A 14,200-nucleotide genomic window follows, 5' to 3' on the forward strand; every position below is an offset into this window, starting at 1 on the left:
GGGCAGACAATGGATCGACGACGAACCGAGGTAGGGCGTGAGTACACCATCCACCGCCACCAAGCAGGGCCCGCTCGCGGGCATTCGCGTGATCGAACTGGCCGGAATCGGGCCCGGGCCACATGCCGCGCTGCTGCTGGCCGATCTCGGCGCCGATGTGGTGCGGGTCCAGCGGGCCGGTCAGCTGCCCGGCGGCGCCGACCGTCCACAGCTGCGCGGCCGCACGATCGTGGAGGCCGACCTCAAGGCCCCGGCGGATATCGAGAAGGTACTCGCCCTGGTCGAGAAGGCCGACGTCTTCATCGAGGGATTCCGCCCCGGTGTCACCGAGCGGCTGGGCCTCGGCCCCGACGACCTGCTCGGCCGCAACCCGGGCCTGGTCTACGGCCGGATGACCGGCTGGGGTCAGGAGGGTCCGCTGTCCGACCGCGCCGGGCACGACATCAACTACATCAGCCTCACCGGCGTCCTGCACGCCATCGGCCGCAAGGGCGAACGACCGGTGCCCCCGCTGAACATGGTCGGTGATTTCGGCGGCGGTTCCATGTTCCTGGTGTTCGGCATCCTGGCAGCGCTGGTGGAACGTCAGAATTCCGGAAAGGGCCAGGTCATCGATGCTGCGATGGTCGACGGCACGCTCGCGCTGTCGAATATGATCTGGGCCTTCCGCGGCACCGGCGCCTGGTCCTCCGAACGCGGGACGAACCTGCTCGACACCGGTATGTCGTTCTACGACACCTACGAGACCTCCGACGGCAAATACATGGCGGTCGGCGCCATCGAGCCCCAGTTCTACGCCCAGCTGCTGGCCGGTCTGGAGATCGACCCCGAGGGTCTGCCCTTCCAGATGGACCCGGCCGGGCAGGACACGCTGAAGAAGCTGTTCACCGAGAAGTTCCGCAGCAAGACCCGCGACGAATGGGCCGAGATCTTCACCGGCACCGACGCCTGCGTGAGCCCGGTGCTCACCTTCGACGAGGCGAGCGGGAACGAACATATCGCCGCGCGTGGGTCGCTCATCGAGCTCGACAACGTCACTCAGCACGCTCCGGCGCCCCGCTTCTCCCGCACCCCGAACGGCGTACCCACCCCGCCGCCCACCGAGGCGACCCCGATCGACTCGATCTGGACGGACTGAACTCCGGCGGAGGGCCGGCGCCGACCGGCCTTCCGCCGGTCGCGCGGGTCGCCGGAGGTCGCGGGTAGGCGGCTACGGTTCGGGGAACAGCGCGAACGCGTCGAACCGGCGGCCCCGCAGCCGGGCCGCCGCCGGGGCGCCGCGAGGTACACCGGACAGATCGTAGAAGGTCGCGTTCGCCGAACCGGTGAACGTATCGCCGGCGACCTCCACATCGAATCGGACGATTCCCCGGCTCACCGACTCCGGATCCCGCCGGTCCACGGTGAACTCGACGAAGGCCCCGCGCACCCGCGCGCCGTCGGCACGCCAGGCACCCATGCCGTTGCTGTCGCTGGATATCCGGTTCCCGGAATCCGGATTCGATTGCAGCATGGTGCCGTCGGTGTGGAAGGTCATCACGTGGTATTCGAAGGGCGCGCCCTCCGCGACCACTTCCCACACTCCGGCGATACCGGACCCCTTCACGCCCCGCACACCCGGGCCAGCAGCTCGATCCCGTGATCGATCCGATCGACCGGTGCGCCGGCGAAACTGAGCCGCATCGCCGAATTCGGTGCTCCCTCGACGAAGAACGCGGAGCCGGGCAGGAACGCCACTCCGGATTCGAGCGCCGGCCCCAGGAGGGCATCGGTGTTCAGACCGGTCGGGCCCTCCAGCCACAGGAACATTCCGCCTTCCGGTTCGGTCCAGCGATATTCCCCGGGGAAATGCCGGGCCAGCGCGGCAGTCATCGTCCCGAGTTTCGCCGCGTACGATTTCGTCAGCAGATCGATATGGTCGGCCGCCGCGGGACCGGCCAGGAAGCGGGCCGCGATCGCCTGGGCGAATGCCGAGGTCTGCATATCGATCCCCTGTTTGAGGGCCAGCACGGAATCGACGAGTTCGCCCGGCAGCACCTCGATTCCGATCCGCAGGGCCGGGGCCAGCGTTTTCGACAGCGAGGTGATGTAGACCGTGTGGTCCGGCGCGAACGACCAGAAGGCCGGCACCGGGGTCCCGCGGTAACGCAGATCGGTGTACACATCGTCCTCGACCACCAGTACACCGTGGCGCACGACGATATCGGCGATCGCGGCCCGCCGGTCGGCGGACATGGTGCGTCCGGTCGGATTCTGGAAGGTGGGTAGCAGGTACACGAACGCGATATCGGGATCGGCCAGCGCCGCGTCCAACGCTCGCGGCAGCATGCCCTCGGCGTCGGATCCGACCTCGCGCACCTGTGCGCCGTGGCTGCGGAAAACCTTCACCGCCGGACCGTAGGTCGGCGCTTCCACCAGGACCACCGCGCCCGGTTCCAGCAGCGCCATGCACAAATTGTGCAGTGCCCCGGAACCACCCGTGGCGATATGTAACCGGTCCACCGGGCAGTCGATACCGCGGCCGGACAGCAGTTTCCGTGCCTGCTCCAGCAGCGGCGGGAAACCCCGGGTGACACCGTATTGCAGGGCGGTACTCCCGTATTCGGTCAAGACCTCGGCCGCCAGCGCCGCCACGGTATCGACCGGTAGGAGCGCGGGGTCGGGGGCGCCGACCGCGAACGAGATCACCTCCGGGCGGCGGGCCAGCGTCGCGAAGGCCTCGTCGATCGGGCCGCTGCGCACGGCGGGGCGGCGTCCGGCCCGCAGGATCGCGGTCATGCTGTGTCCTTTCCGGCTGCGGGGAGAGCTCGGCCGCTCACGCCGCGGCGCGCTCCCGCCACAACCGTGCCGCGATCTCGGCGGCGGCGGCGTCGAACTCCGGTGCCAGAATCAGGTCCTCGCTGAACTTCGGATCGGTGCGGATATCGAGGGCGACCAGATCGTCGGTGTCGCTCAAATTCACGGCGACGTGCACGACACCTGCCGGGATGTAGAGGAATTCATCGGGTCCGTGCTCGTGCGGCACCAGATCCGGGCCGACCAGCGTCGCGGCGCGCCCGCGCGTGCACACCACGATCGTCTCGGAGTGCGCGTGATAGTGCGCTAGCGAGATCTTGCCCGGCGGCATGTTGACCAAGCCCGCGGAGATCGCTCGGGCGCCACAGGTCTCGCTGGTGACGCAGGGAACCAGGAGTTGGTTCTGCGGGCCCACCACCTCCTGGATATCGGCGGCGGATACCACGCGGGCGGGGTTGACCAGGTCCTTCATTCGAACTGCTTTCGCTCGTGCGTCGGTCGAGGAGTGAAGCTACCGCCGGCGGCCCGGCGGACGGGTGGGCCGAAGTCGCCGCCGGTGGGAGGAGGTCGGCGGCCGGAGCGGCGCCGCACCCGGCCTCACGCCGAAGGCTACGACCGGCGGCGGTCCGGAGACATCCGCCGCGAGAACCGGGAATATGGGTACGTGCGGTGGCGGGGCCGGCCGGAACCCGGTGTCCGGGAACGGCGGAGCGCGCTGGTCAGAACCAGGTGGTGGGCCGGATGTAATTGGCCAGATCGACCAGTGCGTATCGGTGGCGGCGGCCGGGAGCCAGGCGCGCGAGTGTGCGCAGCCCGGACTCGGTGCCGTCGCGTAACGCGTGCTCGGTGAACGCGACTCCCATGATCGGCGGCCTGGGCCGCCGCGGGGTATTACCGGCCTGCAGCCAGGCCAGCGCGCTGCCCAGCACCATGACTCGCAGCTGTACGGCCCGGCGCTCGTCCGGAGGTAACGCTTCCACGCGTGCTGCCGCTTCGCGCAGCAGGTCTTCCGGCAGTTCGGCCACGGGTGCGCTGGTGAGCAGCAGAAGTACCACGGTCATCTTGGCGGTGGTGAAATAGCGGGAGGAGCCGGGTACCTCGTCCAGCGCGGTGACGGCCTCGCGGTGGCGGCCCGCGGCGGTGAGCAGCCGGGCCGAGCCGAACGCCGCACTCACCAAACCGTGATCGGTGCGCCAGGTGACGGCGTAGAAATTCTCGGCGTAATCACGCCAGGCCCGGGTCTCGTCCGGTTCCCAGTGCTGGAGCACGAGTTCTGCGGTGGCGGCCAGGGCCAGCTTCGGCGCCAATTCACCCGGTAGTACTCGGAGCACGGCGTCGAACGCGGAATAGGCTTTCTCGTAGTCCTTCTCGCGTAATCCCGCGATACCGGTGTACCAGTCGATACGCCAATCCCGCCGCCCCGGCTGCGGTATCGCGTCGAGCAATTCGGTGGCGTCGGTGACGCGGTCCAGGTCCAGCAGGATCCGTGCCTCGGCCAGGCGCAGTTCGCGTTCCAGATTCTCCGGTGCCGCGGCGGGATCCTCGGCGAGTTGCTCACGTGCCTCGTGCAGCGCGGCCAGCGCCTGGTCCGGATCCGATTGCAGGGTGTCGGTCAGCCGGGCGGCGGCCGGATCGGTGCGCGGTAGCAGCGGGATCGGCAGGGCGGCGGCGATATCGGCGGCCGAGAGCAGGGTGCCGCGGGCGATACCGTCGGCGTAGGCGTCGGTCTGGCCGATCAGTTCCTGGGCGCCGAACGCGCTGCGCTGTTTGCCGAAAACCATGGATCGGTGCGGCCGCTCCACGCCTGTATCGAGCGCCAGGATCTCCCGCAGCACTCCGGACAACTGGTCGGCCATGGCGCCGGCCGAGGGGAACCTGCGGTCCGGATCGGAATCGGTGGCGCACAGCAGCAGCCGGTGGAACGATTCGTAGCGGGTCAGGATCGGTTCGTCCTCGGGTGTGGGCAAACCGTCTCGGTAGGCGCCGTGCTCGGTGGGCATGTTCAGGGTGAGTACGGCGAGCGTGCGGCCGACCGTGTAGATATCGGAGGCGATCGTAGGACCGGTCCGGGCGATCTCGGGCGCCTGGAAACCACGGGTACCGTACAGGTTCCCGTAGGCCTCCACCGGCGCCACCGCCCCCAGATCGAGCAGTTTGACCTGATCCTCGGTGACCATGATGTTGTCGGGCTTGAGGTCGTTGTAGGTGAGCCCGGTCGCGTGCAGATAGTCCAGTGCGGGCAGCACTTCCAGGATGTAGGCGATGGCCTGGGCCACCGGGATCCGTTCGGGGCGTTGGTGGTCGTCGAGCATGCTGCGCAGGGACCGGCCGCCCACGTACTCCATCACGATGAACCCGATCGGTTCCCCGCCGGGCGGCAGGTGCTCGACGAAATTGTGGATCTTCACGATGCCGGGATGGGCGACCTCGGCCAGGAATTCCCGCTCCGCCACGGCGACGGCCTGCGCCTCGATATCGTCCGCGTGCAGCAGCCCCTTGAGCACCACCCAGCGGTCGCTGACATTGCGGTCGACGGCCAGATAGATCCAGCCCAGCCCGCCGTGCGCGAGACAACCCTGGACCTCGTACTGTCCGGCCACCATGTCTCCGGGGCTCAGCGTCGGACGGAAATCGTAGGCGGCATCGCAATTCGGGCAGATACCGCGCGTGCCGGCCGGACCGCGCGCACTCGCCCGGCCCACCGGTTTACCGCAGCGCCAGCAGAACCGTTTGCCTTCCGCGACGACCGGGTCGGCCAGCACCGCGGCGACCGGGTCGGCCGCTTCGACGGGCGGGATCTCGACCAGGCCCGCGACGAGGGTGCGCACCGTGGGCCGGGAACGGACGGTGCGGGAACTCCGGCCGGTACGCAGCTGGGAACCACTGCCGCGCCCCGAACTCTCGGTGGCTCCCGAGCCGGTTCCGGTATCGGCGAAGGGCGCGGCCGCCGCGGTACCCGGATACGCGGCGGTACCCGCGATCGCACCGGTGACCGGGGATGCTGTGGTTCCTGCCACCGCGGCGGTTGCCGGGGACGCGGTGGTTGCCGGGGACACGGCCGTTTCGGTGACTGCGGCGGTTACGGGACCCGCGTTGTGCCCGGGAGTGTCCTGTTCGCCGCGGGCGCGACCGGCGCCGAGTTGGGTGGCCGCACTCGGCCGACCGTCCGGCTGCCGGCTCCGGGTGGCATCGACCGCACGAGTCTGCGGCGGCTCCGGAGTATCACCGGAGCCGGACCGGGTGTCCGACTCGTCCGTCGCCAAGGCGATCAGTCCCGATAGACCGGCGGCGGAGGTCCGGGGGAGGGGCCGAGGGCCGACAGCCACGTGTTGTAGAGGCGATTCCAGGTACCGTCCGCGCGGATGCGATCGAGTGTGCCGTTGACGAAACGCACCAGATCCTCGTCCCCCTTGGGGATGCCGATCCCGTACGGTTCCTCGCTGATACTCGGGCCCACCAGTTCGGTGTAGGGGTCCTGTTCCTGGAGACCGGCCAGGATCGCGTCGTCGGTGCTCACCGCGTCCACCTGCCGCTGCTGCAGCACCACCAGACAATCCGCCCAGGTGGGCACGGTGAGAATGGACGCATCGGGCTGGATCTGGCTGATATGTTCCAGCGAGGTGGTGCTGCGGATCGTGCACACCCGTTTGTTCGCCAGATCCTTCAAACTGTTGATGCCGGAGTTCTGCATCGCCAGCACCCGCTGATGGGCCTTCAGGTACGTGGTGGAGAAGGCGACCCGCTCCAGTCGCGCACAGGTGATGGTCATGGTTTTGACGACCATATCCACCCGGTGCTCGATCAGCGCCGCCTCGCGCTCTTCCGAACTCAGACTGCGGTACTCGATCTTCTCGGGGTCGCCGAACAGGTCCCGGGCCACTTCGCGGGCGATATCGGCGTCGAAACCGACGATCACACCGCTCTCCGGGTCCCGGAAACTGAACAGGTTGCTACCGGTGTCCAAGCCGACCACCAGTCGGCCGCGGGCTCGGATACGGTCCAGCACCGGACCCGTCGCGCCAGGACCGGTGGGGCGCAGACCGGCGGTCGGGTCGCCGCAGTTGGTGGGATCGTCGGGCAGCGGTAGCGGGCCGTCGGCCTCCATCGCCGTCGCCTGTGCGGGTAGCGGCGGTTCGGCGTAGTCGCTGTGCGGTATCTCGCTGTGTGGGCCCGGGCCGGTCGCGCAGCCGGCGAGAAGCAGCGCGGTGCACACCACCCCGAACTGCAGCGGCCACGATCGTCGTGACGGCCGTCGACGGGCCGCCGGTCGGACCGGGTTTCGCGCAAACCTCATCGATACTCCCGCAGTCTTGGCCAGATGCCGAAGGCGATATACGCCGCGGCGGCGATACCGAGGATCAACGCACCTGGTGCCAGATAGTCGAGTACCCGGGCACTGTGGAAAATATTGCTACGCAGTGTCTCCCGGGTCTCGGTAATACCGTTGCCCAGCGCTTTGTCCAGGGATTCCACATGGGCGGTCGCGTTCTCGGCGCCCGGCGCGGTGGCGATCGTGGCCGCGCGGGTGAATTCACCGCGGTTGAGTGCCTCGTTCATCCGCTGATGCGCGGCCAGCCAGTGCAGCAGGGCGGCGCGCGCGTCGACGGTGGCCCGGTCTGTATGGCCGGCGAGCAATTCGTTGAGCCGGGTGATGTTGGCGTCGAACGCGTGATCGTAGTCGCCGGTGGTGTCGCGGCGCACCAGTTTCAGGGTTTCCGCCGAACGTGCCTGCTGCGCGAGGATGCGGCTCTCGGTGAGCCGGGCGGCGGGCACAGTACCGTCCGCGCGGCCGCTGGACATCGCCACCGACGAAACCGATCCGGCGATCACGGTCCACAGCATGAGGATCAGTAGCGCACCCGAGGCCAGCAGCAGGCCCGGATTGAAGGTCCGGCGCCAGTGCCGGGCCAGCAGCCGTTGTCCCCAGACGAGTGCGATCACGGCGACCGCGAGCAGGCATATGGCGAACCACGGCGGCCGTACGTGCCGGTCCTGGGCGCTGTCGACCGCGGCCGCGCGCCGCACATACAACTGTTCCGCCGCCGGAAGCAGCACCGTCTGCATCTGCGACGACGCCTCGCTCAGGTACGCCGCGCCGACCGGATGGCCTTCGCGGTTGTTCGCCCGCGCGGTCTCCACCAGTCCCGAGTACACGGGCAGTCCCGAGCCGATTCCCATTCGCTGCCCGGTGTCCTGGGCGTCGTCCCCGGACAGCGTGACCAGATCGGCGCCCGCTTCTCCCAGCGCCTGACTGTAGCGGTCGCGCACCTGCTCGGGTTCCAGGCCGCCGGAGATGAACGCCGTGGCCGCGGCGGCGTCGGCGACCGAGAGCGAGGTGTAGAGCCGATGTGCCGCGTTCGCATCGGGTTCGGTGTGGGCGAGCAGGATGTCGAGATCGCGCTGGCGGTCGTGCACAGCGCCCGCGGTGATCGCTCCCGACCCCACGCACAGCACGACCAGCAGCAGCCCCACCCCGAGCAGCCGGCCGGGGGAGGACTGCGCGAACAGGCGTATCCGTGCCGGATTCAACCACTTCCAGGCCCGCGTGATCCGGGGGCGGACGTGGCCCGCTCGCCCGCGGTCGGGCGCCGGTTCCGGGTGGGCCGGGTCGGGTTCGGTTACCACCCGATCCACCGCCAACCGCGTCATGTCCACCCTCCAACTCTGGGCGCCGTGTGTGCTGTATCGCTTCGCCGGTGCCGCGCGAGATCGCTCACACCGCTGCTATGAGCGTATTCGGTATTCTCCACGCGCGCGCCCCGACCTCCACAACGCCTCACCCACTCGGTGCGGTGGGGCAGGATGGAGGCAACGGTCGACGAGGGCGGTGCGAGATGCGTGGTGACGGTGACGGGTGGTCCATAAGCCCGGGTGGTGTGCGGCACTGGGGCCTGTTCGGCGCGGCCGGGTTGCTGCTGCGCGCCCCGCTCGGGACCGGCGGTTCGGCGGTGCTGTTGCAGCATCGCGCCTTGTGGAGCCACCAGGGCGGCACCTGGGCGCTGCCCGGCGGCGCCCGTGACAGCGACGAGAGCGCGGTGCACGCGGCGGTCCGGGAAGCCGACGAGGAGGCCGGGATCAAGGCCGCCGATATCCGGGTGCGCGCCGAACGGATCACCGCCGCCGCCCCGAGTGGCTGGACCTACACCACCGTGATCGCCGATGCCGGTAAACCGCTGCCGATATTCCCGAATATGGAGAGTGTGGAGCTGGCCTGGGTTCCGGAGGCCGAGGTGGATCAACGTCGGCTGCACGCCGGATTCGCCGATGCCTGGCCCGGGTTACGGGCCACGTTCGCCCGGATGGACCCGGGTGAGTGCACGGCGGCCGAAGCGGCGGAACTGGCCGCGACCCTGCCCCGCACGGTCGACCTGGGTGCGGAGTTCGTCTGGTTGCACGCCGAACCGGGCGGGCCGGGTGAGCGCGCGGTTCTGCTGAACCCCCCGTACCCGCCGGAGAATCCGGAACCCAGCGGATCCCCGAATCCGGTGGGCGAGGCGGGCGATCCGGGAGCGGGGCTCGGCGGGGTCGTCCCCGAGGATGCCCGGATACTGGGAATTCCGCGCAGCGCGGTGCTGGGTTCCGCGGGCTGAGATGGAAATCGTCACCGAGGAAGGCGCTCGCCCGGAACGGCCGTATGTGCTGCTCTCGGTAGCGGTGAGCGTCGACGGCTACATAGACGATACGGAGCCCGAACGCCTGCTCCTGTCCAACGAAGCCGATTTCGACCGCGTGGACGGTGTCCGGGCCTGGTCGGACGCGATCCTCGTCGGAGCCGAGACCGTGCGGCGCGACGATCCCCGGCTGATCGTGCGGGACGAGTCGCGTCGCGCGCAACGGGTCGCCGCGGGTCGTACGGAGTTCCCGCGGAAGGTCACGGTGACCGCGAGCGGTGACCTGGATCCGGAGGCGCGTTTCTGGCGTTACGGCACCGCCGAACACGCACCGCTCGTGTACACCACCGAGGCCGGCGCGCGACGGTTGCGCGACCGTCTCGCCGAACCGGCCGAGATCGTCGTGCTCGGCCCGGACCTCGAATTCGGGCCGCTGCTGGACGATCTCGGCGCCCGGGGCGTCGGGCGGCTCATGGTGGAAGGGGGTGGCCGGATCCATACCGCCTTCCTGGCCGGTGGATTGGCCGACGAGTTACAGCTCGCCATCGGTCCCACCCTCGTCGGAGACCCCGCCGCACCACGTTTTCTGCATCCCGCCCGTTTTCCGGGCGGCTCGACCCATCGGATGCGGCTGGTCGATATCGACCGGCTCGGTGATGTGGCAGTGTTGCGGTATCGACCCCAGGAGGCCCGGTGACCGAACCCGACCACCACTACTGGATGAACCGGGCGATCGATCTCTCCCGGCAGAGTCCGCGGGCCCCCGGTGCGTTTTCGGTGGGCGCGGTGATCGTCGCCGACGGTGCCGAGATCTCCACCGGCTACTCCCGGGAATCCGATCCGAAGGTGCACGCCGAGGAGTCCGCGCTGGACAAACTGGATCCGCGGGATCCACGGTTGCGCCGCGCCACCCTCTACAGCACCCTGGAGCCCTGTTCGGAGCGGGCGACCAAGACGCGGCCGCCGTGTACCGACCGTGTGCTCGGCGCCGGTATCCCGGTCGTGGTGATCGCCTGGCGGGAGCCGTCCACCTTCGTCGAGAACTGTGTGGGAGTCGAGAAGTTGCGGGAACGCGGGGTGCGGGTACTGGAACTCCCCGATCTGGCCGATGCCGCGATGGCCGTGAACCGTCATCTCGATCTGTCCTGAGCGATTCGTCACCGCAGGCAGGAGGGCCCGAACAGGGCTTTCAGCTCACCCATCAGCGCGGGCGAGGTGGTGACCCGGAAGCGCGGGTCCAGGGCGAGCAGCCGAGGGCCACGGGCACCGATCAGATCGATCCGGAGATCGGTGGGGCCGGGATGGCGCTGCAGGGTTTCGCGCAGGGCACGCACCGTACGCGGTGTGCAGGCCGCTACGGGCAAGGTGAGGGTGTGTGGCCGGCCGGACGTCGCACCGGTGAGGTCCGGGGTACTCACCTGATCGCCCAGCAGCGACTGTCGTCCGTCGCGGACACTGACCGTAGCGGTGACCACCACGACGGCGTCCTCGGTGAGATACCCGGTAGCCGTCGCGTAGGCGGCGGGGAAGAAGAGGATCTCGGTACCGGCCTCCAGATCCTCCAGGCGCACCACCGCCCAGGACTCGCCCTTGCGGGTGACCCGCCGGTCCACGGCGGCGATGATCCCGGCGAGCCGTATCCGGCGACCGTGTGGAACCCGGCCGTCGTGCAGGGCGGCGATCGGGGTATCGCCGGCGGCGCCCAGCGCGGTCGCGATCTCGTCGAGCGGATGCCCGGACACGTAGAGCCCGAGCATCTCCCGTTCGTAACCCAGCCGTTCGCGGGCCTCCCATTCCTCGTCGGGCACGGGCAGATCGAAAACAGATCCGTCGACATCCGGGTCGGCGGTGGCGCCGGAGAACAGATCGAACTGTCCCCGCGCGGCGGCCTTCTTGGTCACCGCCACCGCATCGATCGCCTCGGAGTGGATCGAGAACAGACCTTTGCGGGGATGGCCGAGCGATTCGAAAGCACCCGCTTTGATCAGTGATTCGATCACCTTCTTGCTGCACGCCACGGTGTCGGCCTTGGCCAGATAATCGGAGAACGCGGTGAAATCACCAGCCGACTCGCGCGCCCGGATCACCGCCCGCACCACCGGTTCCCCGACATTGCGGACGGCGCCCAGACCGAATCGGATATCGGGCCCGACACTGCTGAATGTGGCCGCCGACTGGTTCACATCGGGTGGTAGGACCCGGATACCGCGTTTCCGGCAATCGGCGAGATAGATCGCCGATTTGTCCTTGTCGTCGCCGACCGAGGTGAGCAGGGCGGCCATGAACTCGGCCGGATAATTGGCCTTCAGGTAGGCCGTCCAGTACATCACCAGGCTGTAACCGGCGGCATGGGATTTGTTGTACGCGTAACCGGCGAAGGGGAGTACCGCCTCCCACAGCGCGGTCACGGCTTCGTCGCGGTAGCCGTTGCCGCGCATACCGTCCCGGAAGTTCTCGAATTCCATGGCCAGTACTTCCGGTTTCTTCTTACCCATCGCGCGGCGCAGCAGATCGGCCTGCCCCAGGGAGTATCCGGCGACTTGCTGGGCGATCTGCATGATCTGCTCCTGATAGACGATCAGCGCATAGGTTTCGGCGAGGATCTCGCGCAGCGGTTCGTCGAGTTCGGGATGGATCGGCGTCACCGCCTCCCGCCCGTTCTTGCGATCGGCGTAGGCCCAGTGCGCCCCCACTCCCATCGGCCCGGGCCGGTACAGCGCGTTGGAGGCCACCAGATCGTTGAACTCGGTGGGCGTCATTCGCAGCAACAACTCACGCATCCCGGCCGAATCCATCTGGAAGACCCCGAGATTGTCGCCGCGCGCCAGCATGGCGTAGGTGGGTTCGTCGCCGAGACCCAGGGTGTCCAGGTCGATCTCGATACCACGGTTGCCGCGGATATTGTCCAGGCAGTCGCCGATCACGGTGAGCGTGCGCAGCCCCAGGAAATCCATTTTCAGCAGGCCCACGGCCTCACACGACGGATAGTCCCAGCCGGTGATGATCGCCCCGTCCTGCGGGCGTTTCCACAGCGGCACGATATCGAGCAGCGGTTCGCTGGACAAAATCACCGCGCAGGCGTGCACTCCGGCGCCGCGGACCATTCCCTCGAGCCCGACCGCGGTGTCGTAGATCCGGCGCATATCGGGATCGGTCTCGATGAGCGCCCGGACCTCCGCTGCCTCACCGTAGCGTTCGTGTGCGGTATCGGTGATCCCGGACACCGGAATATCCTTGGCGGCCACCGCGGGCGGTAGCGCCTTGGTGATCCGGTCGGCGAGCGCGAACCCGGGCTGACCGAACTGGACGCGGGCCGCGTCCTTGATCGCCGCCTTGGTCTTGATGGTGCCGAAGGTGATCACCTGGGCCACCTTGTCCGCGCCCCAGCGATCGGTGGCGTAGCGGATCATCTCGCCGCGGCGGCGGTCGTCGAAGTCGATATCGATATCGGGGGCCGACGGGCGTTCGGGGTTGAGGAATCGTTCGAACAGCAGACCGTGCTCGATAGGGTCGATATTGGTGATCGCCAGCGCGTAGGCCACCAGCGACCCGGCCGCCGAACCGCGTCCGGGACCGACCCGGATACCCACCTTGCGCGCATACGCCACCAGATCGCCGACCACCAGGAAATAGGCGGGAAAGCCCTTGTCGCGGATGATGTCCAGCTCGAATTCGGCGCGGTGCAGGTACTCGGTGGGAACGCCGTCCGGGAAACGCCAGCGCAGGCCCGCGTCCACCTCGCGGCGCAGCCAGCTGTCCTCGGAATGCCCCTCCGGAACCGGGAACACCGGCATCCGGTCCCGGAACTTCCAGATCTCGTCGTACGGTTCGATCCGCTCGGCGACAACGAGCGTGGTATCGCAGGCCCCGGGCACCTCGTCGTCCCATAGCGCCCGCATCTCCGCCGGGGACCTGAGGTAGAAACCGTCGCCGTCGAACCGGAACCGTGTCGGATCCGAGAGCGTTCTACCGGTCTGTACACACAACATCGCCTCGTGCGCCGCCGCCTGCTGCCGCAGCACATAGTGACAGTCGTTGGTGGCCAACGGCGTCAACCCGACCTTCTCGCCGACCGCGAGCAGATCCTCGCGGACCCGGCGTTCGATCGTCAGGCCGTGATCCATCACCTCGAGGAAGAAGTTCTCCGGGCCGAAGATGTCACGCCAGCGGCCCGCCGCCGCGTAGGCCGCGTCGAATTGTCCCAGGCGCAGCCGGGTCTGGACCTCGCCGGACGGGCAGCCCGTGGTGGCCAGTACCCCCTCGGCGTGCTCGGCGACGAGTTCGGCGTCCATCCGCGGCCATTTCCCCAGCTGGCCTTCGAAAGACGCCCGCGACGACAACCGGAAGAGGTTGCGCAGCCCGACGGCGTTCGCGGCGAACAGTGTCATGTGCAGGTACGCGCCGGAACCCGAGACATCGTCGGACTTCTGCCCGGGATCGCCCCAGAACACCCGCTTGCCGGAGAACCTGGATTCCGGCGCGACATAGGCCTCGATCCCGATGATCGGTTTCACCGGGGAACGCTGTGATACCCGGAAGAACTCCGCCGCCCCGTACATATTGCCGTGATCGGTCATCCCGACGGCCGGCATTCCCAGCCGCTCGGCCTCGGCGAACAACGGCCCCACCTTCGCCAGACCGTCGAGCATCGAGTATTCGGTGTGGTTGTGCAGATGTACGAAAGACGCATTGGTCATCGATAACCCCGTGCCGTCGAACCGGTCCGGAGGCGGTTCGGTTGTCGATCCGGCCGGGCCGATAAGGTCGTTTCGGCTACATATGACCAGCTCATA

General features: G+C 68.4%; 11 protein-coding genes. 4 read left to right on the forward strand and 7 right to left on the reverse strand.

Annotation, left to right across the window (positions count from 1 at the left end):
• Positions 1 to 37 precede the first annotated feature (37 nt).
• Complete coding sequence (locus IEY68_RS23545; RefSeq protein WP_058854104.1) at positions 38 to 1,138, forward strand: CaiB/BaiF CoA transferase family protein; 1,101 nt, start codon at positions 38 to 40, stop codon at positions 1,136 to 1,138.
• A 72-nt stretch (positions 1,139 to 1,210) separates the two neighbouring features.
• On the opposite strand, the gene IEY68_RS23550 is transcribed toward IEY68_RS23545, so the two are convergent.
• The 6 genes from IEY68_RS23550 to IEY68_RS23575 all read right to left on the reverse strand — a co-directional run bounded on the left by IEY68_RS23550 (position 1,211) and on the right by IEY68_RS23575 (position 8,445).
• A complete protein-coding gene (locus IEY68_RS23550; RefSeq protein ID WP_058854132.1) occupies positions 1,211 to 1,606 on the reverse strand; it encodes a hypothetical protein in 396 nt (131 codons plus the stop codon).
• Positions 1,603 to 2,778 (reverse strand): aminotransferase-like domain-containing protein, encoded by a 1,176-nt coding sequence (locus IEY68_RS23555; protein ID WP_058854103.1) that lies wholly within the window; start codon positions 2,776 to 2,778, stop codon positions 1,603 to 1,605. The genes IEY68_RS23550 and IEY68_RS23555 overlap by 4 nt, the downstream gene beginning before the upstream one ends.
• A gap of 37 nt (positions 2,779 to 2,815) precedes the next feature.
• Positions 2,816 to 3,268 carry a cupin domain-containing protein gene (locus IEY68_RS23560; protein WP_058854102.1) on the reverse strand — a complete coding sequence of 151 codons (453 nt, stop codon included), beginning with the start codon at positions 3,266 to 3,268 and terminating at the stop codon, positions 2,816 to 2,818.
• A gap of 247 nt (positions 3,269 to 3,515) precedes the next feature.
• A complete protein-coding gene (locus IEY68_RS23565; protein WP_229718942.1) occupies positions 3,516 to 6,059 on the reverse strand; it encodes a serine/threonine-protein kinase in 2,544 nt (847 codons plus the stop codon).
• Between the two features lie 5 nt (positions 6,060 to 6,064).
• On the reverse strand, positions 6,065 to 7,090 hold the full coding sequence (locus tag IEY68_RS23570; protein WP_082681223.1) for a glutamate ABC transporter substrate-binding protein: 1,026 nt from the start codon (positions 7,088 to 7,090) through the stop codon (positions 6,065 to 6,067).
• A complete protein-coding gene (locus tag IEY68_RS23575) occupies positions 7,087 to 8,445 on the reverse strand; it encodes a GlnX family signal transduction membrane protein (protein ID WP_062999603.1) in 1,359 nt (452 codons plus the stop codon). The genes IEY68_RS23570 and IEY68_RS23575 overlap by 4 nt, the downstream gene beginning before the upstream one ends.
• 185 nt (positions 8,446 to 8,630) lie before the next feature.
• Here IEY68_RS23575 and IEY68_RS23580 point away from each other — a divergent pair, with 185 nt between their 5' ends.
• From IEY68_RS23580 to IEY68_RS23590, 3 genes are read left to right on the forward strand one after another with little or no spacing between them, the layout of a single operon-like run.
• Positions 8,631 to 9,386, forward strand: coding sequence for an NUDIX hydrolase (locus IEY68_RS23580; protein WP_082681416.1), 756 nt, complete (start codon positions 8,631 to 8,633; stop codon positions 9,384 to 9,386).
• A gap of 1 nt (position 9,387) precedes the next feature.
• A complete protein-coding gene (locus IEY68_RS23585) occupies positions 9,388 to 10,104 on the forward strand; it encodes a RibD family protein (RefSeq protein WP_062999597.1) in 717 nt (238 codons plus the stop codon).
• The gene (locus tag IEY68_RS23590) at positions 10,101 to 10,556 is read left to right on the forward strand and encodes a deaminase (RefSeq protein WP_058855354.1); all 456 of its coding nucleotides are present in this window, start codon (positions 10,101 to 10,103) and stop codon (positions 10,554 to 10,556) included. The genes IEY68_RS23585 and IEY68_RS23590 overlap by 4 nt, the downstream gene beginning before the upstream one ends.
• A gap of 8 nt (positions 10,557 to 10,564) precedes the next feature.
• Here IEY68_RS23590 and dnaE read toward each other — a convergent pair whose 3' ends face one another.
• A complete protein-coding gene (dnaE, locus tag IEY68_RS23595; protein WP_058855353.1) occupies positions 10,565 to 14,104 on the reverse strand; it encodes a DNA polymerase III subunit alpha in 3,540 nt (1,179 codons plus the stop codon).
• Between the last annotated feature and the right edge of the window lie 96 nt (positions 14,105 to 14,200).

The sequence above is a fragment of the Nocardia jinanensis genome (assembly GCF_014645735.1).
Taxonomy (GTDB): domain Bacteria; phylum Actinomycetota; class Actinomycetes; order Mycobacteriales; family Mycobacteriaceae; genus Nocardia; species Nocardia jinanensis.

Bases quoted from the DNA above. Each gene is read 5' to 3' on its own strand.
- IEY68_RS23555 (WP_058854103.1), bottom strand. From the start codon at position 2,778: ATGACCGCGATCCTGCGGGCCGGACGCCGCCCCGCCGTGCGCAGCGGC.
- IEY68_RS23560 (WP_058854102.1), bottom strand. From the start codon at position 3,268: ATGAAGGACCTGGTCAACCCCGCCCGCGTGGTATCCGCCGCCGATATC.
- IEY68_RS23570 (WP_082681223.1), bottom strand. From the start codon at position 7,090: ATGAGGTTTGCGCGAAACCCGGTCCGACCGGCGGCCCGTCGACGGCCG.
- IEY68_RS23575 (WP_062999603.1), bottom strand. From the start codon at position 8,445: ATGACGCGGTTGGCGGTGGATCGGGTGGTAACCGAACCCGACCCGGCC.
- IEY68_RS23580 (WP_082681416.1), top strand. From the start codon at position 8,631: ATGCGTGGTGACGGTGACGGGTGGTCCATAAGCCCGGGTGGTGTGCGG.
- IEY68_RS23585 (WP_062999597.1), top strand. From the start codon at position 9,388: ATGGAAATCGTCACCGAGGAAGGCGCTCGCCCGGAACGGCCGTATGTG.
- dnaE (WP_058855353.1), bottom strand. From the start codon at position 14,104: ATGACCAATGCGTCTTTCGTACATCTGCACAACCACACCGAATACTCG.